The 20759-nt window shown below is 41.9% G+C and carries 17 protein-coding genes and 7 pseudogenes; 8 read left to right on the top strand and 16 right to left on the bottom strand.

What is annotated here, in order from left to right:
- The first annotated feature begins 132 nt into the window (after positions 1 to 132).
- The 3 genes and pseudogenes from PCORN_RS09850 to PCORN_RS09840 all read left to right on the top strand — a co-directional run bounded on the left by PCORN_RS09850 (position 133) and on the right by PCORN_RS09840 (position 3513).
- A pseudogene (locus PCORN_RS09850) lies at positions 133 to 1594 on the top strand (ABC transporter substrate-binding protein/permease).
- The gene (locus PCORN_RS09845; protein ID WP_036079893.1) at positions 1587 to 2309 is read left to right on the top strand and encodes an amino acid ABC transporter ATP-binding protein; all 723 of its coding nucleotides are present in this window, start codon (positions 1587 to 1589) and stop codon (positions 2307 to 2309) included. The pseudogene PCORN_RS09850 and the gene PCORN_RS09845 overlap by 8 nt, the downstream one beginning before the upstream one ends.
- A gap of 65 nt (positions 2310 to 2374) precedes the next feature.
- Positions 2375 to 3513 (top strand): annotated as a pseudogene (locus tag PCORN_RS09840) (pyridoxal phosphate-dependent aminotransferase).
- Between the two features lie 63 nt (positions 3514 to 3576).
- Here PCORN_RS09840 and PCORN_RS09835 read toward each other — a convergent pair.
- Both PCORN_RS09835 and PCORN_RS09830 read right to left on the bottom strand, forming a co-directional pair.
- Positions 3577 to 3867, bottom strand: coding sequence for a hypothetical protein (locus PCORN_RS09835; protein ID WP_051999384.1), 291 nt, complete (start codon positions 3865 to 3867; stop codon positions 3577 to 3579).
- Between the two features lie 34 nt (positions 3868 to 3901).
- Positions 3902 to 4549: an HAD family hydrolase gene (locus tag PCORN_RS09830; protein WP_036079887.1), complete on the bottom strand. Its 648-nt coding sequence runs from the start codon at positions 4547 to 4549 to the stop codon at positions 3902 to 3904.
- A gap of 194 nt (positions 4550 to 4743) precedes the next feature.
- Between PCORN_RS09830 and PCORN_RS09825 the strand changes: the two are divergent.
- From PCORN_RS09825 to PCORN_RS18445, 3 genes and pseudogenes are all read left to right on the top strand, one after another.
- Positions 4744 to 6032: pseudogene (locus PCORN_RS09825) on the top strand (NCS2 family permease).
- A gap of 127 nt (positions 6033 to 6159) precedes the next feature.
- Positions 6160 to 6582 carry a DUF805 domain-containing protein gene (locus tag PCORN_RS09820; protein WP_036079885.1) on the top strand — a complete coding sequence of 141 codons (423 nt, stop codon included), beginning with the start codon at positions 6160 to 6162 and terminating at the stop codon, positions 6580 to 6582.
- A gap of 122 nt (positions 6583 to 6704) precedes the next feature.
- On the top strand, positions 6705 to 6968 hold the full coding sequence (locus tag PCORN_RS18445) for a hypothetical protein (RefSeq protein ID WP_077913857.1): 264 nt from the start codon (positions 6705 to 6707) through the stop codon (positions 6966 to 6968).
- 33 nt (positions 6969 to 7001) lie between these two features.
- Here the strand turns inward: PCORN_RS18445 and PCORN_RS09810 are convergent.
- Positions 7002 to 7519 (bottom strand): annotated as a pseudogene (locus tag PCORN_RS09810) (type 1 glutamine amidotransferase domain-containing protein).
- 1027 nt (positions 7520 to 8546) lie between these two features.
- Positions 8547 to 8744, bottom strand: coding sequence for a hypothetical protein (locus tag PCORN_RS09805; RefSeq protein ID WP_036079880.1), 198 nt, complete (start codon positions 8742 to 8744; stop codon positions 8547 to 8549).
- A 149-nt stretch (positions 8745 to 8893) separates the two neighbouring features.
- Here PCORN_RS09805 and PCORN_RS09800 point away from each other — a divergent pair, with 149 nt between their 5' ends.
- Complete coding sequence (locus tag PCORN_RS09800) at positions 8894 to 9247, top strand: PTS sugar transporter subunit IIA (protein WP_036079877.1); 354 nt, start codon at positions 8894 to 8896, stop codon at positions 9245 to 9247.
- Positions 9248 to 9319: 72 nt separating this feature from the next.
- On the opposite strand, the gene PCORN_RS09795 is transcribed toward PCORN_RS09800, so the two are convergent.
- The gene (locus PCORN_RS09795) at positions 9320 to 9628 is read right to left on the bottom strand and encodes a metal-sulfur cluster assembly factor (protein WP_036066843.1); all 309 of its coding nucleotides are present in this window, start codon (positions 9626 to 9628) and stop codon (positions 9320 to 9322) included.
- Between the two features lie 61 nt (positions 9629 to 9689).
- Positions 9690 to 10442, bottom strand: a pseudogene (gene yjfP / locus PCORN_RS21080) (esterase).
- A gap of 177 nt (positions 10443 to 10619) precedes the next feature.
- On the opposite strand from yjfP, the pseudogene PCORN_RS09785 reads away from it, so the two are divergent.
- A pseudogene (locus tag PCORN_RS09785) lies at positions 10620 to 11415 on the top strand (Cof-type HAD-IIB family hydrolase).
- 59 nt (positions 11416 to 11474) lie between these two features.
- On the opposite strand, the gene PCORN_RS09780 reads toward PCORN_RS09785, so the two are convergent.
- The 10 genes and pseudogenes from PCORN_RS09780 to PCORN_RS20290 all read right to left on the bottom strand — a co-directional run.
- Entirely contained in the window at positions 11475 to 12293 is an 819-nt protein-coding gene (locus PCORN_RS09780) for a hypothetical protein (RefSeq protein ID WP_241433154.1), read from the bottom strand.
- A 396-nt stretch (positions 12294 to 12689) separates the two neighbouring features.
- A complete protein-coding gene (locus tag PCORN_RS09775) occupies positions 12690 to 13667 on the bottom strand; it encodes a GDP-mannose 4,6-dehydratase (RefSeq protein WP_036079872.1) in 978 nt (325 codons plus the stop codon).
- Between the two features lie 104 nt (positions 13668 to 13771).
- Positions 13772 to 15088, bottom strand: a complete 1317-nt coding sequence (locus PCORN_RS09770; RefSeq protein ID WP_036079869.1) for a lipopolysaccharide biosynthesis protein — start codon at positions 15086 to 15088, stop codon at positions 13772 to 13774.
- A gap of 20 nt (positions 15089 to 15108) precedes the next feature.
- Positions 15109 to 15540, bottom strand: coding sequence for an FAD synthase family protein (locus tag PCORN_RS09765; protein ID WP_036079866.1), 432 nt, complete (start codon positions 15538 to 15540; stop codon positions 15109 to 15111).
- Positions 15537 to 16691, bottom strand: coding sequence for a CDP-glycerol glycerophosphotransferase family protein (locus PCORN_RS09760; RefSeq protein WP_036079863.1), 1155 nt, complete (start codon positions 16689 to 16691; stop codon positions 15537 to 15539). The genes PCORN_RS09765 and PCORN_RS09760 overlap by 4 nt, the downstream gene beginning before the upstream one ends.
- A 127-nt stretch (positions 16692 to 16818) precedes the next feature.
- The gene (locus PCORN_RS09755; protein WP_051999377.1) at positions 16819 to 17667 is read right to left on the bottom strand and encodes a glycosyltransferase family 2 protein; all 849 of its coding nucleotides are present in this window, start codon (positions 17665 to 17667) and stop codon (positions 16819 to 16821) included.
- Between the two features lie 180 nt (positions 17668 to 17847).
- Positions 17848 to 18969 carry a phenylacetate--CoA ligase family protein gene (locus tag PCORN_RS09750; protein WP_036079861.1) on the bottom strand — a complete coding sequence of 374 codons (1122 nt, stop codon included), beginning with the start codon at positions 18967 to 18969 and terminating at the stop codon, positions 17848 to 17850.
- A 1-nt stretch (position 18970) separates the two neighbouring features.
- Entirely contained in the window at positions 18971 to 19786 is an 816-nt protein-coding gene (locus tag PCORN_RS09745) for a glycosyltransferase family 2 protein (protein ID WP_051999376.1), read from the bottom strand.
- A gap of 75 nt (positions 19787 to 19861) precedes the next feature.
- On the bottom strand, positions 19862 to 20371 hold the full coding sequence (locus PCORN_RS20295; protein WP_277620189.1) for a UDP binding domain-containing protein: 510 nt from the start codon (positions 20369 to 20371) through the stop codon (positions 19862 to 19864).
- Positions 20256 to 20759 (bottom strand): annotated as a pseudogene (locus tag PCORN_RS20290) (hypothetical protein); the annotation flags it as partial. The pseudogene PCORN_RS20290 and the gene PCORN_RS20295, both read right to left, overlap by 116 nt.

Below are 20759 nucleotides of genomic sequence, written 5' to 3'. Positions count from 1 at the left end.
CATAATTACTCAAAAACATGTATTATTATATCTATCAAAAGAAGTTATAAATTCTATGTTCATCTTTACTAGTTATTCATGAAAATGCATAAACTACCGAGATGATATACATTATAAAGGAGTGTAATCATGATTAAAGGGAATTTTTATCTCAAGTTAACCGCTATATTTTTTATACTAATGATGGTATTTGCTAGCTTTTCTCCCGTTTTAGCAGCAGAAAAAGACACGTCACTGGCTGATATTCAACAACGAGGGAAACTGATTGTTGGTTTATCCGCAGATTATCCACCTTATGAATTTCACAAAACTATAAAAGGAAAAGACACATATGTCGGCTTTGATATCAGCATTGCACAAAAAATTGCTGATGATATGGGTGTAGATTTAAGCATTAGTGAAATGGATTTTGACAGCTTACTTCCTGCCCTTAAAACAAATAAAATTGACGTCATCATTTCAGGCATGTCTCCAACACCAGAACGCCTTAAAGAAGTTGATTTTTCCGATCCGTATATGACTGTGCAACAAAAAGTCGTGATCAGAAAAGAAGATAAGGATAAGTTCCAATCAACGACTGATTTTAAAGGTGCCAAAGTCGGCGCGCAGAAACAATCGACACAAGAAGCGTTAGCACAAGACGAGCTAACTGGTGCTACTGTCAAATCGTTATCCAAAGTAACGACACTGATGCTTGAGTTACAGCAAAAGAAACTGGATGCGGTTGTACTAGAAGGCCCCGTTGCCGACGCGTATATCACACAATATGATGATTTAATGATTTCTGATGTGAATTTTGTCAATGGTACGAAACAAACGGCCATTGCGATGAATAAAGGGACAACTTCTCTGCAAAAAAGCATTAACACGTCTTTAAAAGAAATTAAAGATCAAGGTCTTCTGAAGCAATATCAAGAAGAAGCCAGTAAAGCGATGTTCCAAGAAGGTAATTTCTTCACGCAATACGGTTCTTATTACGTAAAAGGCGCACTATACACAATCGGGATTGCCGCTGTTGGTGTATTTTTCGGTGCGATTATCGGTGCTTTAATTGCGCTCATGAAATTATCGAAAACAAGATGGTTGCGTTGGCCTGCCAATTGTTACATCGAATTCTTACGTGGAACACCACTCCTCGTTCAGATTTTCCTATCTACTTTGGTACGACCGCTATTTTTGCCGGTTTGAATTTGCCCGCGATTGTTGCCGGTTGTATCGCCCTATCGCTCAACAGTGCCGCCTATGTTGCTGAAATCATTCGTGCTGGAATCATGGCCGTTGATAAAGGACAAGAAGAAGCAGCGCGTAGCTTGGTATGACGAAAGCCGCGAGTATGCGTTACATCATTTTGCCACAAGCGATTAAGAACATTTTACCGGCGCTGGGCAATGAATTTATTACCGTTATTAAAGAATCTTCCATGGTATCGATTATCGGTATCGGCGAATTGATGTTCATGTCGGGCGTCGTTGCAGGAGCAAGTCTAAATGCCTTCCTTCCATACGCAGTCGCAGCCGTAATTTACTTCATCCTAACGTTCGGTCTATCCAGACTTTTAGGCGTTGCTGAAAGGAGAATGAGAACAAGTGATTAAAGTAACCAAACTACAAAAGCATTTTGATAAATTAGAAGTTTTAAAAGGAATTGATATAGAAGTAGCGCAAGGCGAGGTGGTCGTTGTCATAGGCCCCTCAGGATCAGGAAAAAGTACCTTCCTGCGTTGTTTAAACTTGCTCGAACAACCAACTGGCGGCGTTATCGAATTCGAAGGTACCAACCTCACTGACAAAAACGTCAATATCAATGATTTGCGTCAACGGATGGGTATGGTTTTCCAAAGCTTCAACCTGTTTCCACATAAAACCGTGCTGGACAACCTTACTCTCGCGCCGCTAAAAGTGAAAGGCGAAACCGCAGAATCAGCGAAAAAACACGCCCTAGAATTGCTTAACAAAGTTGGGTTGGACGACAAGGCTGACAGCTATCCATCCTCCCTATCCGGCGGACAAAAACAGCGGGTTGCCATCGCGCGCGCCTTGGCGATGAATCCCGATGTGATGCTTTTTGACGAACCAACATCCGCGCTCGATCCAGAAATGGTCGGCGAAGTACTGCAAGTTATGAAGAGTTTGGCCAAAGAAGGCATGACGATGGTCGTTGTGACACACGAAATGGGCTTTGCAAAAGAAGTAGCCGATCGCGTCATCTTCATGGACGGCGGCTATATCCAAGAACAAGGCACACCAGAACAAATTTTCACACACCCACAGAACGAAAGAACACAAAGTTTCCTCGGAAAAGTGTTATAATAAACAAAAAAGTGGAATGCAAACTAAGCGCATTCCACTTTTATCTACATATGGAGGTTTTTTAAATGAAATTAGCTAAAAAATATCAACAAGCGCCCGTCAATATACTATCTCAAATCACGACCATTGCGAAAACAACGCCGAACCTAATTGACTTTTCGATTGGCGATCCTGACCTGATTACCGACCAGGAAATCATCGAGGCATCCTTCCAAGACGTGAAGAACGGCCAAACCAAATACACCGAAGCCTCTGGTGACATCGAATTACTCGAAGCTATTTCGGGATTTTACGACCGCACATACGATTTGCAATTTCCAACTAGTGAAATCCGCGCAACAGTTGGTGCTTGCCACGGCATGTATCTCGCGCTCCAAGCCATCATTGATACCGGCGACGAAGTCATCATCCACGAGCCTTACTTCACGCCTTACAAAGACCAAGTGATGGCTGCTAGTGGCATTCCCGTCTTCATTCCAACCTATGAAAAAGACGATTTTGCGATCAATCTAGATATTTTAAAAGCCGCGATTACCGACAAAACGAAAGCGCTGATTCTAAACTCGCCGAACAACCCAACAGGCGCCGTCTTCTCCAAAGAAATCTTTGAAGAAATCGCTACCCTCGCGAAAAAACACGATTTTTACATCCTATCCGATGAAGTCTACGATGCTTCAGTTTTTACGAAAAGTTCACCCCAATGGCAAAATTCGCGCCAGAGCAAACCATCACACTCGGCAGTCTCTCGAAAAATTTTGCGATGACCGGTTGGCGGATCGGTTATATGATTGCGGGCGAGTACATTATCCAAGCCGTGAAGGCAATCAATGAAGGCATCACGTTCTCTGCCCCTTCACCGTCCCAGAGAGCCGCTGTACACGCGATGAACAACGCCGAGAAGTTTATACCCGCCGTCACAAAAACCTTCCAAGAACGGCTAGAATACGTCGGAAAACGCGTCACCGAGATACCCTACCTATCCATCCACCCCGTCAAAGGTACGATTTACGCCTTCATCAACATCAGCGGCTCCGGCATGACCTCCGTCCCGTTCTGCGAATACGTCTTAAAAGAAACGCAAGTCCTACTAATCCCAGGCTTAGCGTTCGGCGACACCGGAGACAACTACATCCGTTTAGCCGCGACACAAAACCTAGACGTCCTAAAAGAAGCCTTCGACCGCCTAGCCAAACTAAAATTCTAGCCTTAGCTATATAATAACGAAAAAAAGGTTTGTGACTTTATTAAAATAAAGTCACAAACCTTTTTATCCTATAGTAGGAGCCATAGATACCTGCCAATTCGTAATCATTCGTTGCATCTCTTCCTCCGTCAACACATTAAACGCGATAATCTGATCCACCGAAACCGTCAAACCCTTCGAAAAACGATTTACCCGTGATGCCGACACACAATTAATATATACATCTTTCAACTTCACAACACTGTGCGGAATCTCATCAGGAATATCCGTAATCCCGATAACATACCCAATTGCCGTCACAAAAAGCACCGGCTCACCATGCGTCATTTGTTCAAATAACTCTACTTCTTTTATCGTATTTTCAATCATTCCAATCACTCCTCTAACTCTATTTACCCGCTAAAAATGCATCCAAATCCACATCTGCAAACGAATCATACACACTCGTTCCTTCCGGGAAAACAATGCCCTTCGTCACTTCATTCTTCACAACAATCACGTGTAGCCCTGCGCCAACCGCCGATAACGAACCATTCCGTGAATCTTCCACGGCAATCGCTTCTTCCGGTTTCACCCCAAGTGCCTCCACTGCTTGACGATACAGCGCTGGATCCGGTTTAATAACCTCCACATCATCCGCCGTCTGAATCGTTTCAAAATCATCCAAAATGCCGAACTTCTCCAAAATCGGGTCCACCCAAGCACGCGCGGAGCTTGTCGCCAAACCAATTTTATAACCATTGTCCTTGGCATAATCGAACAATCGCATGAAACCATCGCGCATTTCTAATTTATCACGGCCATTATGCACTTGTAAGTCTATGTATTTTTGAAAAGCCGCAGCGTCAAATTTGCCATTCGTTTGTTCCGCCATATAAAGAAGTAGCGGTTCGTCGGTGCTTCCAACCACTTGCTCATAAACATCCATCGGCAAGCTCATGCCATAGTTCGCCTGTAAATACTTCTGTGTCTCGTCAAACCAAACTGCTTCCGTATCAATCATCGTTCCATCAAAATCAAAAACAAATGCTTTCATGAAATTCCTCCACCTATCATATTTCAACACATTCATTATAACATATGAAACCGTTTCATCCTTAAAAAGAATATAACTTCCCAAAATAAGCTTGCATTTCAGTCGAAAAACGAATATTATTGTAGTTGTGGTTTCAAAACGTTCGTAATAAGACGAAGAATCATCTTTTTAACTATAAAAGGGAGTGGAATTATATGTTTCAACTAAAAGCTCATGGAACAGACGTCAAAACAGAGGTTATTTCAGGTTTTACGACATTTTTAACAATGGTCTATATCATCGTCGTAAACCCGGCAATCCTTTCAGCGGCAGGCGTTCCATTTAACACAGTCTTCATGGCAACGATTATCTCGGCCGTCATCGGGACACTTTGGATGGCACTATTCGCCAATTACCCAATCGCCATTGCACCAGGACTCGGGATGAACGCCTATTTCGTCACCGTTGTCACCACGCAAAAATTAGACTACGCAACCGCATTTACAGCCGTTTTCGTAGCAGGTATTATTTTCTTACTATTATCCTTAACACCTTTCCGGGAGAAATTAATCACAGCGATTCCACATACTCTAAAAGCAGGAATCACAGCTGGTATCGGTCTTTTCATTGCATTCCTCGGCTTCCGTATGACAGGAATTATCGTAAAAAGCGATTCCAATCTAGTCGGGCTTGGCGATCTTCATTCTCCAGAAGCCTTGCTTGCTATTGCCGGACTTCTGATTACGCTGATTTTCCTAGCGCTGAACGTCAAAGGAGCACTTTTTATCGGGATGATTTCGACTGGGATTATTGCTTTCTTCACCGGTGAACTTAAATTCAATGGCTTTGTCAAAATGCCGTCGATGCCGGATTTGGTTATCACAAACCCAATCCACGCGTTCGGCGATGTCGTCACGTACAGCCTTTACGGCGTTGTTCTGTCCTTCCTTTTAATCACGATTTTCGATACGACAGGAACGATGATTGGTGTCGCTAAAAAAGCCGGCCTCATGAAAGGTGAAAGTTTGCCCAATGCAAAACACGCCCTACTCGCAGATGCGGTCGCAACAAGTGTTGGCTCTATGTTCGGGACAACACCAACTAGCGCCTACATCGAGTCTTCCGCAGGTGTTGCAACAGGCGGGCGGACAGGTTTAACGACGCTTACTGTTGCCGGATTGTTCCTAGTTTCCGCGTTTTTCGCCCCACTTGTCGGCGCAGTATCCGGCATTTCAGCGATTACCGCACCAGCCTGATTATCGTTGGTAGCATGATGATTGGCGCCGTCAAAGAAATCGATTGGGACACGCTCGACGAAGCCTTCCCAGCCTTTCTAGTTATCCTGGCAATGCCGCTAACATCAAGCATTGCCATCGGACTAGCATTCGGCTTCATCTCCTACCCAATCCTAAAAATCTTCACAGGTAAATGGCGCGAACTCAACTGGTTCATCATCGTCATCGCGATTCTATTCTTCATTCTAGTCGCCTTCCTACCTCATTAAAAATAAAGCTGTATTCCAATTCAAATTTGGAGTACAGTTTTTTTAAATTATTCACCATTCCGACAAACAAATCCGCTTCAAACCGTGCTATACTGGAATGTAACATCTTAGAAGGGAGGGTTTTATCTTGGGATTTCTAGAAGCTTATAAATCTTTTTGGAAAAATTACGTGAATTTCAGCGGGCGTTCCTCACGTTCTGCCTATTGGTATGTCGTTTTATGGAATGCGATTATTATCAGTATTTTTTATGTATTAATCTTAGTTTTCACCGTGTTCACAGCTGCAACATCATCGGTAAGCGACGCAACAGGAGATTTTGCTTTCATCATGACATCAGGCTCAACACTGCTTATCTTACTACTCCTGTTCTTATATGAATTAGCAACATTTATTCCACTGCTAGCCTTAACTATTCGCCGTTTGCACGATTCTAACAAAAGCGGTTGGTTTGTTTTGCTCAGCCTGATTCCATTTGTAGGTAGTATTATTATGATTATTTTCATGTGTCTGCCTAGTGAACCATCATTCAGTGACGATTTTGATTTTTAACGTATGACGAGGACGCGAAGAAATTCCGTCCTTTTTTGTTTGGTATTTTTCATATCATTAGACATTTGCCTCCCATATCTGCTATAAAGGTAAGAGATATTGAATAGAAAAGAGTGAGCCATTTGTGGAAAGCATTTTTTAGCGGTATTGGAATTGCCGCACTCGTTATCATTTTCAGCCTACTAACGACCGGATACAGCATGTCATCGCTATTCTCCTTCGTCTTGATGGTCTTAATTTTGGCGTCGATCATCTGCTCCGCACTCGTATCCGTAGGCAGAGCGCAAAATCCGAATCGCAAAATTCAATTACGATGGAGCATCTTACTCGCAGTTGCCGCGATTCCATCCTTCATTGGTTTCATAATTAGTTATTACTTCACATGAAAAAAGAGCCAAATTCGGCTCTTTTTTTTCTACTTACTTAAACGCTGCGATGAAAGCTGGTACATAATCTGGTAAATCTGGTGGGCGACGACTCGAAATAATATGGCCGTCCGTAACAACTGCTTCATCATGCCAAATCGCACCAGCATTCGTCATATCATCCTTGATACCAGGCGTACTGGTGACGTTGACGCCATCCAGAATTCCTGCTGAAATAAGCACCCAACCGGCGTGACAAATTTGGCCAATCGGTTTCTTTTGTTTATCGAAGTAGCGTACAAATTCCAATACTTTATCGAAGCGGCGCAACTTATCTGGCGACCAGCCCCTGGAACTAAAATCCCGTCGTAATCTTCCACTTTAATATCCTCAAAGCTAAAATCACTTGTTGCAGGAACGCCATACTTCCCGTGGTAGACAACACCGGCTTCTTCCCCAACTAGATGAACCTCAGCTCCAGCTTCGCGAACTCGTAAAACTGGATACCATAATTCTAAATCCTCGAAATCATCGCTGATTAGAGCGATTACTTTTTTACCTTGTAGTGTCATGTTATCGTCCTCCTTCAATCATTTCTTACTCCAAGTATACCAATAGAGATGGTGGGCTTGAAGTAATCTGCTTGTGGGGGATTATTGGGTTGGTTTCTCATGACGATTTGTGGAAGGCTAGTGATAATGATTGTAAAATTATGTTCTCTCCTTGATTGGGTAAATCTCTAAACAAAATAAAATTGCCTTAACCACTATTTGGCGTAAGGCGGAGATTTTGCTTTCAACAGCCGAGAAGGATTACATGCTCGCTTTGCTCTCATGCATATTGAGGCTGTAACTCACTTTGTTCGAACAGACACAACAACAAAAAAAAAGGCCCAGTCAATTGACTAGGCAGGCCATCATGTTCGAATGTTTATGCTTAACGGGATGAGGCACAAACGAAAACTACATGGCAAATGAGATGAATGAAAACAAATAACGGTTATCGGTGCGAAATCATATGATAAACACAAGTGCTCACCATTTGGAAGATGGATACACCGAATTCCATTATAACCATGATAGGGTCTTATCCCCACAAAAATAAACAAGAACTGTATACTTTTGTCGAAATAAGAGCTTACACTAAATGCAAGGTATATATATATTCTACTTTTATTGAGCGGAAAAAGCAAGGGAACAAACTGTGTAATTTTTGTGACTAAAATAATTTGTTTTATAGCCTTTTATATACGAATTTATGAAAAAAGCGCTTAATTAACAACTTTTTTAGTTATATCTGGGTATTGTACATAATTTTGGGTATAATTTTTCGCATTCCCATACGAACAGAGGCGAACAAAATTCCCAAAAAATAATTCCCCAATCAGATTAGGGGATTCAGACTCTAGACAAACCGCTTTATATGATATTTCTCAAAACTTCAGCGTGTCGACAAATGCTTAGTTTCTAGGCAAAAGTGAGTACCAGCGCGGAGCGTACTAGGGTACGTGAGCACTGGAACGGAGCTTTAAACGACGAAAATGAGCGTTTGTCGACACACTGAATTCCCCAATCAGATTAGGGAATTATCTTTCTTCTATTAGTCTACTAGTTCTACAATCATATTACAAATAATTGCTACGATTGGGATTAACGCAAACATTCCCCATGACCAGTTGCCTCTATGTGATTTCGTCGATTTCGCTTGCTCTAGCTCGTTTACTTGTTGGCGTAGACTCAACACCTCTAGCTCTAAATCCTGTACTTTATCCTCAAGATCATATAATCGTTCTTCCATCAGTATCCCTCTTTTCGACCACTTTGATAGTTACATTATATATCGATTGCGCGCACCCTGTCATCGTACCATAGGCTGATTAACCTAATAATAGCAATTACTCGCACGCTTTGCTACAATAAGATAAATAGCTTAAATGAGGTGAAAAAATGGATATTCATACAGAAGAAGCCGTTGTAAAATTAATTCTTCATGGCGGAAACACGCGAAAAGAAGCTTATGCTGCAATTACCGCCGCTGAAAACTATCATTTCGAAGAGGCAACATCTCATTTGCAAAAGGCAGAAGTACAATTTTTAGAAGGACATGCTTGGCAGACGAAATTAGTCTCGCGCCGGAGCCCAGATAATGATATAACGCCATCCTTTTTATTAGTACACGGGCAAGATCATTTGATGACAGCGCAAGCCGAGCTTAACTTAGCTAAACAAATCGTTCGCCAATACGAGCGTCAGAACAAACTAGAAGCACGCATCGCAAAATTAGAACAAGCCAATAACTAAAAAAGATACGAAGATAAGTCCGCCGCATCCTAACTCGATGTTGCATACACTTATCCGCGTATCTTTTTCATTTTATCGAATACCGAGTGCAATCTTAGCGTAACGCGACATCCGGTCTTTCGTCCAAGCCGGCGTCCACACAAGGTCGACTTTCGTATCTTTCACTTCTGGAATATCTGACATCGCTACACGTACTTGATCTGTCAAAACCCCAGCAAGTGGGCATCCCATTGTTGTTAGCGTCATTGTTACCGTACAAAGCCCGTCCTCGTCCAAATCCACATCGTAAACTAGACCAATATTGACAATATCAATGCCTAGCTCTGGATCAATTACTTGCTCTAACGCACCCATCAAATTATCTTTTAGTTCTGCATCCATGAAGTAGTAGCCTCCTTTTGATTTTCTCTCATTATTGTAACATAGTTGAGAATGATTTTCATTATAATTTTTCTTCTAAAAAGCCGACACCCGCAAGCATGCCCTCAATGGAGATTTTGTGTTTGGCCTTTTCGTCCACCATGAAAGCCACATTATCCGACATATCTTCCTCAACCAACGCCTCATATAGCTTTTCGCTGTACTGGAATGGCACCACATCATCCGCTTTCCCATGCCAAATCATCAAGGGGCGATTTTTCAATTTCGTAGGCGCAGCGCTCAAATCATACGGCGCCAATTCACGAATCCGCGCGTCCACATCAAAAGGAAACTCGATGCCCTGTTTGGTCACACCATCCGCAAGCGCCTTCGCGAAATGACCATAGTACGAACTCCCAGCGAGGCAAACCCCCACTTTCAGCCAATCATACTGCGCTAACATCCCATAACTTGTAATTGCTCCCATCGAAAAACCGCCAACTGCAAGCCTCGACGGATCAATCAGCCTTCTGCATCTAAAGCATCTCTTAATAGAGGCAACTCATCGATATTCCCACGAACCGTGTCCCAAAAATAAATCGCCTGCTCCGTTTCCGACTCATTCCCGCTTCGTTCCCCATGCATTGGCGCATCCGGCAAAATAACACGCATTCCACGTTGCGCCAACAAATAAGCGTACGGTAAATATAATTCCTTTTGCGATTGAAAACCATGATAAAAAAAAGACAGTTGGTAATTTTTCGGTCGCGTGTGTTGCCTCATAAATATGTAGGACCGGAATTTCTTTTATCCACTTATGTTCCACTTGAATCATTGGTAGGCCTCATTTCCATGTGATTTATTAACTTTCTGTAAAGCACTTAGGCGTTTACAAAGCGCGCCCGAACGTCTATCATGAAGGTATACTATCTATTCTATCACTTTATCAAAACGGGGACTAGATATACGAATTATGGAAAGAATGAGGAGACATATATGACAAAAAAAATTAATCGTTCTCGATCTTGATGGCACTGCTCTAAAAGGCGATCAGACCATCTCGGATCGAACAAAAAAAAGCGTTGGAAAACGCGCGTGAAAAAGGCCATGAAGTCATGATTGCAACAGGGCGACCTTACCGCATGAGCCATATGTATTATTATGAATTAGGCCTCGATACACCGATTGTGAATTTTAACGGGGCTGTATTCCATCATCCGCGTGATATTAAATTCAGCAGTGCCTACCACCAAGCGATTGACTTGAAAACGGCGCATGAACTACTCGATTTTTCGACGAATTATACGCTTGATAATATTGCTGCGGAAGTGCAGGACAGTGTGTTCTTGCGAGAACGAAATGCTAGCGTGCCGGATATGTTCCAGCAAGGTAAGGAAAATGTCTTCATTGGCGATTTGCGAAACACGATTACGTCAGATCCTACATCGCTACTGTTCTTCGCGAGTCACGAAATGCTACAAGAAATAAGCGACCATATGGATACGCGCCTATCTAACATTGTAACGTATCGAAATTGGGGCGCAGAATGGCCTGCGATGGAAATGACAAAATTCGGTGTGCATAAAGCGATTGGGGTCCAAGCAGCAAGTCGATATCTAGGCATTGACCAAAAGAATATTATTGCATTTGGCGATGAAGATAACGATCTTGAGATGCTAGATTACGCTGGCGTTGGTGTCGCAATGGGAAATGCTATCGATCCACTGAAAAATGTAGCAAATACAGTCACGCTATCCAACGAAGAGGATGGTATTGCCATTTATTTAGAAGAAACTTTAGGCGTATAATCTTCGCTTTATCAATTAATATAAGCTTTTTTAGGTAGGACCAATAGAGACGGTTCTACCTATTTATTTTTCAGTGTACTACTATCTCCTTTTCGTAGTTGTAATTCTTCTAGAAATCGCATGGACCGCTTCTCCTGTCCCTTACTGTTCACATGATACACCGAATTATAAATATTTTCATATGGTACAAAATAATCACTAGGCTTACCAATAACATCGTATCTTCCCGTTACATATTTCTCTAAATCGCTTAAATAATTCAAGTCTTTATACCTTTCAAATCCCAGCGTACTTGGATAGGTGATATAAACTGTGATCCCCTTCTCAGTACACGCATCATAAAATTTTTCTAATGCCAAAACAGAAGCCGTTTTCTCGAATTTATCAGGAAATTGTAGCGGGATATTTTTGCGGGCGGCAAATGCAGAACCATCTGCGTCCAAACAAGACCCACTCTCTGAAAAATGCAGCGGTCTTTGTTCACCCTCTTCTCCCGATTTGAACTTCTGCATGAAATATTTAATATTCAATTTTAAGTTGAGAAGGATATAGTAACCATGTTGCTTCCATGAAAAATGGCGCAGTTCTCGTTTACGAAGCATTCTATAATATTCATACGCAAACACATCGTAACTTGGTTTAAAGTACAGTGAGTAAGCCAAACAAAGTATCACTTCATCACCACTTTTAATATTTCTGCGAGCTACATCCAAGATAAATCCCATTCCGAGCCCCACATTTAGACCGAAATTAACGGTTGGAACATTAGTTTTTTCAGATATTAAATCCGTGTTAAAACTATAAAGAGCGTCACTTCCCCCAACAATAAGACGCTTTGGCCCCTCTATTTCAGTTGCATACTTCTCCTTTATCCTCATCAATTTTTTGATCTTAAGGACTGGTTCAGAAGGATAAAAATAAAAAAATAACTCAAACAAAGCACCAAAATAATACCTATAGATACCCCTACAAAAACCATATACTACTTCTCCTTCCGATTATAGACTATCGATGAATTTTCCCATATTATTCGCAATCATCTATGCGATGGGAACTGCCAGTGAACCGCTAAAAAATGAAGAAGATTGAATCGCCGTGTACTTAGAAAAATATTCAAGTATGTGAGTTTGTACATGAAGACATAGGAAGGCGAGGAGGTAATTGTTACTTGTCATCTCCTCACCTTTTTGTGTTCGCTTCCTCACTTTTCCGGCGGGTATACATTCCTATCATAGCTTTCTGTTAGCGCTCAGGTTCATTGACTTTCTACTATATTATATAAGAACCATCACTTCTTGGCTAGTTTCGTGCGCATGGTATTTCGCAAGGCCCTCTCTTAAAGTAGTTTGTGAACGATAACCAATGTTTTTTATTTTCGTGATATTGGCATATGATTTATGAATATCTCCAGATCTTGCTGATTCGAATCTTAATGGCAATTTTTGATGGATAATTTCCTCATAAATCGCGATGACTTCTAGTAATGTATGGTTTTCACCGGAGGCAATATTGAAAACTTCTGATGTACTTTCGTCCGATTCTGCGAGCAGGATCAAACCACTCACAATATCATCTACATAGACAAAATCCCGGACTTGTGTCCCATCGCCGTATATGTTGAAAATGGCTTTTTCATCACCGTTTGACACGCGCTCTACGCAACTAGTCAAAATGGAAAGCACTCCTGAATAAGGTGAGTCCGGATTTTGCCGTGGTCCGTATACATTGAAAAAACGGGCGGCGCTTGCTTTAAGACCAAACAAACGACTGTACGCAATCACATAGCTTTCGGACGCTAATTTATCGATGCCGTATGGTGTCATTGGCGCTATAACCGAAGTTTCTTTTTTTGGAAGTGTTGGTTCGCTACCGTAAACTGCGGCCGAGGATGCGAAAACAAATTTTTGAATGGTATCCGCTTGTTTTTTCGCGGCATTTAATAGGTGAATCGTGCCGTCCATGTTGATTTGATGTGTTTCAAGTGGCTTCTCGATAGATGCTGCGACACTAGCCACAGCTGCTAAATGAAAAACATACGTAAAAGTATATATTTCGAAGGCATTATCTATATCGGATACTTTACTTACATCCCCGAATAGAAAATCTAAGTGTGGACTAGAAGGTAAATTAGAAATTTTTCCAGTGCTTAAGTTATCTAGTACGACAACGTGATACTTTTTCAATAATTGCTCTACCAAGTGTCCGCCAATAAAGCCAGCACCGCCTGTAATTAAAACTGTTTCTCGGCTCATTTTACATCACTCTTCCTTTTTTTGATTTTTTCATTCGGATATTTTTCATTATGAATCGGATGCTTTGGATATTTATTAACAATATGAGTCCCACTGCCAGGCTATTAGTAAGTAGCGCTGGGATTGTCGTTTGATAGAGAAATAAGGATTGGATGCCCAGTACAATGAGCGCTGGCAAAAGCGTGATGTATTGAATGCGTATCCGGACATATTTTCTTGTTTGTAGTAAGCGTACGATCCAGACGGAGAAAAAAACTAATCGTCGTCGCAACCGCTGCACCGTAAAGTCCAATGCGTGGAATGAGCAAGAGATTGAGCCCAATATTGAGTGCTGCACCGACGAAAGATGTGATGAATACTTGATTCGTGCGCATTTGTACAGCATAGATAACGCCAATGAATGCAGAAAAACTACAGAATATAACGGCAAACAATTGAATCGGAACAAATTTCCATGCTTCGTAAAACTCACTGCCGAGTGCGATGCCAAATCCCCATTTTAAAACACAAAGAATAATCGCACTGACAATAATCATGAAGGAAGCAAACGCATTAAACACGCTGGAATAAAAACGATCTCGATCTTTTTGCTCGCCCTCTTCAATCGCCGATAGTTGCCATGCTTGCATAAAAATGGCGCTTAGCGTATTCAAAATGACTGGAATTTTGTTAGCGACAGCGTAGTAGCCATTCGCGGCGAGCCCAAGAAAAGATTGAATGAGCAGGCGGTCCGATGTATCCATCACCCACCACATCAGTGTATTAGGAATAAGCGGTAAACTGTAAAGCAACATGCGTTTCATCAGGTTCCCATCCCACGGGGCTTTGACCATCATTTCCACGACATTGCCACTAAAGCAGAACAACATAATATTACTAATCGTAAACGAAATAACCATTCCAATAAAGTAGCCCATAATACCCACATGGAAATAAATGAGCAACACACTCACAATCGAAAAAATTAAAATCGCGGTAAGCAATCCATTTATGACGTAAAGCTTGATGCGCCCTGTTCCACGGGCATATTGAGCGAACACCAGATTGATGGACTGAGCGAAAATAATCGCAGCTATCACGAGCGTATTCGTTTCTAAGCCAAAAAAGAGAATACCAATAACACTACCCGATAGGAAAACCAATCCAACTAACGCACAAATCGCGAGTCCGTTGCGTAGAACGCTCCCTTGATCTTCATTATCTTTCATGACAAAACGGAGAACGGCGTCATAGATGGACAACGTTACAAACGGCAAACAGAGATTGATAATCACTGAAATCAGCTCGACCTCTCCGTATTCTTGCGGATTCAAATGATGGGTAAACACCACGACAAGCAGTAAACTGATGAGCTTGCTTCCCATACTACCGATCGAAAAAAGAATCGTATTTTGAAATAATTTTTTATATTTACTGCTCATGTATCTGGCTCATTTCCTGTTTAATGTGGTTGCGCAATTTTGTTTAGTACTTCGGTTAATAGTGTGGAGGATGTGTTGCTTGTGTAAGGAAAGTAGACGACATCCACATCATTTGCCTTGAAAATCTGTTCGGTTTCAGTAAACAGCGCATTACCTTTCCAATCGGAACCGACAAACATGACATCAAACTGATAGTGCTCCATCGCGGCGACTTTATCTCGGTTCATTTGCGCCACGACTTCATCAACAAACGTGATGGATTCGACGATTTCTAGTCGTTCCTCAAAAGGGATGACTGGTGTTTTATTTTTATAGCTTTGGACGAGTTCGTCTGTGCTCACCGCAACGATGAGATGCTCGCACTGTTCTTTTGCCTTCTTCAAAATATTAAGATGGCCAATATGGAAAAGATCGAAAACTCCTGAGGTGTAGCCTAGTTTATATTTTTTCATGCGATCGCACCGTCCATTCCTAGAAATTCTAAAATTCTTTTCGCAGAGTTATTGTCATGGTGAAGGTTCATTTTAATACACAGTTTTGCCCGTTCTAACACATAGTCATCTTGATTAGATACAAGCTGCTCGATAAAATGTAGAAAATCAGCTTCTTCACGTATTTTCTTGCCAGGCATATAATCGAGTGGTTCTTCTACGAGAAAACCCCGACCAGAACTGTAATTTAATATATCACCGAGTTCAAAGCCGATTGGTTTATTTAACAACAAATAGTCGAAGTAGACAGAGGAAAAATCAGTAATAAGTGCATCTGATTTACCCAATAAAGCATATAAATCCACGCGTTCTCGTAACATCTCTACATTGGAAAACGTCTTGATGTGCGAGAGGTTGGTAAAGGAGACGAAACTTAAGTCCTGATTCGGGTGGAATTTGATGATAAGTAGCGTTCTAGTCTCTGCTAATTTATCATTTAAGGTATGAAAAAAATCGGGGCTCATAAGGGATACATCTTGTTCACTATCCATCTTAAAATCGACGCGATCACTGTTGTTAATATGCTTAAATGTGGGTAGCCAAACAACGAGTTTTTCATAATCTTGCTTAGCGAGGAATTGATTTGTCCCCTCATCATCACGGAACATCGCATCGTTTCTCGGAAAACCCAACACCTGCATCTTCTGTGCACCACCGAGTAATGAGGTCGCGCGTAATTCCGCCGCAAAAACCGACGTGGATAATATATACGTATGATTTTCTGTTGGTCCAAAACAACCACGACTATCTTTCAAAGGTGTTCCGTGTGTCAAGAAAAAGCGAATTTGCTTATCATCCGTGCGATATCCCAGCACTTCATGTGTATAAAAACAGTATTTAGCAACACAATTGTAATAAAGATAGCGCAACGATTTCCTTGTAATGCCGGATTTCTTCATAAAATGTACATTCGCGTCATGCCGATTTTTCATATCATTCGGATTAGCAACAAACCAAATCAGCTTGTATGTTTGATTCAAGTTTTGCGCTATCATCTCTTCAAATAGTGCCTTGGAATTGTCTTGAAATCCTGACATACTCTCAAATAGGATAATATTTTTCATAGGGAACAACCGAAATAAAGCAAGTAACGCATGCATAATTTGTTTCATAGTCTGGCTCCGATCCTTCTCCATTTTTTAGGCCATACATAGAGCATATCTCCAAGTGGAAAATGACCTCTAAAATAGGCTTGTATAGCTATTCTTCGCATTTTTTTTCAAAACTTTATTTTCTGGTTTATGCGTGAAAGTGCGCCAGTTCGGACATGCTTTTTCTAGTTCCTGCTCCATCCTTTTTAGAAAGGCGCTCCGTTCTTTTTTTGTCCTGGATAAATTGGCTCTTACTTAGCGTCATCACATAGCCTAGCTGTTCTAAATACATCCCCGCAATATCATCCGTATGCGTTCCCGGCAGCGTCATAACTTGTTGCTTCAAATGCTGAAGTACAAATAGAATATCGATATAGCGCGTGGTATTGACAGTGTTCGTTTGGGAACCGTCGCGTGATCGGTCATACACATAGAAAGGCTCGTCCATTTTACAAATATTTTTTGCCTTTAATAATAGAAAAGGTATAATTCCTAAGTCCTCATACCAACAACCTTCCGGGAAAAAAGTATCTTGCCAAAGCGTCGCGCGATACAACTTATTCCATGGAGCCGTTCCCGCTGTAATCGCCGAAGCTCCAACTGCCACTTTGTCTGTCTTCTGATTCTTATCAAGCGTCAAATAATCAAATATCACGATATCCGTGTCATCTTCCAATTTGCCAACACATTTTTCCAGTAAATTCGGTAAAATATAGTCATCACCATCCACCATTAAAATATAATCGCCACTCGCCTGTTGCAGCGCTAAGTTTCGCGCACTTGCCTGGCCGCCATTGTTTTTTTGAAGTAACTTTATTCGGGAATCGCGCTGCACATACTGCAACACACGCCCAGCACTGCCGTCTGTTGAACCATCATCCACCACAAGAACCTCAAAGTGCGGATAGCTCTGCGCTAGAACCGAATCCAAACAACGTGCCACATACTTTTCAATATTATATACTGGTATAATGATCGATACTTCTACGGGTTTCATCGAGTACTCCTTCCTCACACCATATCCACGAACGAAACAAAATCCTTCAACTTGCCGCCATCACGATAAAATGTAGCGCCTTCGTTGATTTCATAAGTCATATCCGCCATAAAATATTTTGCAATTTCGGCTTCTAAGCGCCTTCGTGTATGCGAACTTAAATGAGACTCAATTCGGAACTCAAGATGCCCTTTCTCGCGCTGTAATACTTGGTAACCAATTGCTTCCCCGCCATCCATCACGATATTTTTGAAAATATAATAAAACGTCAAGCTCGGATACGTTTCTTTTTTTTCCTACAATTGCTTTGCCAATGCGTCCCATCACCGACTTCACAATCGAATGCTCACGTCCGCAAGAACACATCGTCTCTGTATCCAGCTCGACATAATCTCCCAGCGCATAACGAATAATCGGAAACGAATGCGAAAACAAGTTTGTCACAAAAATCTCACCGTCAATCACCTCGATAATCACGTTTTCCATGGTCACATGCATGTTCCCATCCGGACATTCAAACGCGATAATCCCAGTCTCTGCTGCGCCATACTCACTAATGATTTTACGTCCAAATACTTTTTCCACGACTGGTTGATACGCATCAAAAATCTTCTCTGAGGTTCCTTTAATCATTTTTAAATCCGCTTGAATCGGCAAATTTTCTCGTTCGATTTTCTGCGCGATATGGTAAATCATCGAAGAATACCCTTCCAGATAATCCGCCCGTTCTAATTTCTTTATAAAAGTATTGATATCCTTCGTTTCATAAGAAAAAATGCGAAATCGATTCACTAGTTTGTCCATTATTTTCAGTTTCCAATGTTTCTTTACGTCCAAGTTATAGCCCCAAAAATATCCATTACGATCCCAAGGTTTGATTCCATACCAGCTATACCCTCGATGTATCGCCGCGCGGTGTCTCGCATCCCATTCTAAATTCCGTTGAAACGTCAATGGAGAACCTGTACTGCCAGAAGTCTCGGAAAAAAGGAGTCGATCAAAATCCGCCGTTGCATGAATCGCTTCATTTTCTTCTAACAATATTTTTTTTGTAATCGGGGAAATGAGTGAGAGGTCGCCTAATTCTTGTATATCATTAGGGTGAATGCCTAGCTCATCGAATAAGCGCTGATAATAGGCAGAGTTTTCATAGGCCCAGCGTACAAGTGCTTGCAATCGCTCCAGCTGGTATGCCTCTAATTCTGGCCGCGTCCACCTGTTCGTTTCTTCTAAAAATCGTTCAGCATCTGGCAAAAGTGGGTTACGCCGCTTGACGCCTTGTTTATAAATCCATTGATACACGTTACCGCTCCCCTCTTGGCTGATAGGTCCGTGTTTCTTCTAGGACTTCCCAAAATAGTTTTTTTTGCTTCTTTTTCACATAAAATAAAGAGACAAAGAGAAAGGCCAGTGGAGCATTATACATTCGTTTAAACAAGGGGCCTTTACTCAACATTTGCGCTCTCGTCAACCTTGTCAATCTTGGTTGTACAGCATGATACACCAACCATTCCGGGTGAAAATACGTCCGATATCCCTGCCGAAACAAATCGACCAAAAAGATATTTTCCTCACCAGAGACATAGGTTGCACCGAGCCCAAACGCTTCATCAAAACGGATAGCTGGACCAGCCTCATTCTTCTCCAAACACGCCCGCTTCACAAAAATTTCAATCGAAGAACGGCTCATTAGCTCGCGTTTTGTTAAATAACGACTGGTCTTTATTTTTTGCGCTCGACCAAATTTCTGCTGTTCTGGATCATACATTGTCAAGCTAATAACTTCTTTCCCCCTCTGAAAGGCTTCTACCACATGCTGGAAGGTGTCGTGAGCATACCAACAATCATCATCGCCGAATGTCACAATATCTCCTGTCGCGTGCTCTAGACCTATATTACGCGCTTTAGAAAGACCTCGATCATCTATTCGCACGACCTTAGACTCTAAGTTATACGTTGCCAACCGCTCGCTCCAATCATCCTGCTCCTTTTGTAAAACTAAGATGATTTCCATGTGCGAATATGTCTGATTTTCTAGTGTTTCTAGCAATCTCTTAAGCTCAACAACTCGATTGCCAAGTGTCGCTATAATAACTGAAATACGTGGTGATGCATTCATTGTAGCTGTCCTACTTTCTTCAATGGACGACCGATGGATTGGTACGCGATGCCAGCTGCTTCCATCTCATGTTTGTTAAAACAGTTTCGGCCGTCTAACACGATTGGATTTGCCATCCATTTTTTTAAAGGTATCTGGTGCTATCGCGCGAATCTCGTCCCATTCCGTGAAAATTAGGCAAGCGTCCGCGCCTTCTAACGCCGCTTCGATAGAATCCTTCATGATCGATGCATCGCCAAGCTCTTCCGCTGTTTGCGCCATCGCAATCGGATCATATGCTTGGATTATCGCGCCTTCTTTTTGTAGCACCTTTATGTTGGGAATCGAGGGAGCTTCGCGTAAATCGTCTGTATTTGGCTTGAATGTCAGACCAAGCACCGCAATTTTCTTCCCCGCCACCGTCGGCATCTCTTGACGCAATTTATGAAGTAACAAATATTTTTGCTTTTCGTTAATTTTGATGGCCGCTTCAATCGTCCGTAAGACAAAACCGTGATCTTCCGCGAGCCAATGCAGTGCCTTCGTGTCTTTCGGAAAACACGATCCGCCATAACCAATCCCGGCACGTAAAAAAACTATTACCAATCCGCGGGTCGTAACCCATTCCTTCTGTGACTTCCTCGATATCTGCACCCAAAATGTCACACAAATTCGCAATTTCATTCACGAAGGAGATTTTGAGAGCTAGGAAATCATTGCTGGCGTATTTGATGAGTTCTGCACTTTTGCGTGATACCGAAACGATGGGTTGCCCGTAATCCGCGTAGATTTCCCGCATTTTGGCTTCCGCATTTGCCGACTCCGTTCCCACTACGATTCGTGAACCATGTAGCGTATCATACACCGCGCTTCCTTGCGCTAAAAACTCCGGATTCGACACGATATCCACGTCCGCCGCACTTTGCAAGGCGCCGCGCACAATTGCTTCAATTTTGTCATTCGTCCCCACTGGCACCGTCGATTTTACAATCAC

Origin of the sequence: Listeria cornellensis FSL F6-0969, assembly GCF_000525855.1 — a bacterium.
Taxonomy (GTDB): Bacteria; Bacillota; Bacilli; order Lactobacillales; family Listeriaceae; genus Listeria_A; species Listeria_A cornellensis.
Note: the sequence above shows the minus strand (reverse complement) of the source record. Positions and strands in the feature narration are given on the sequence as shown.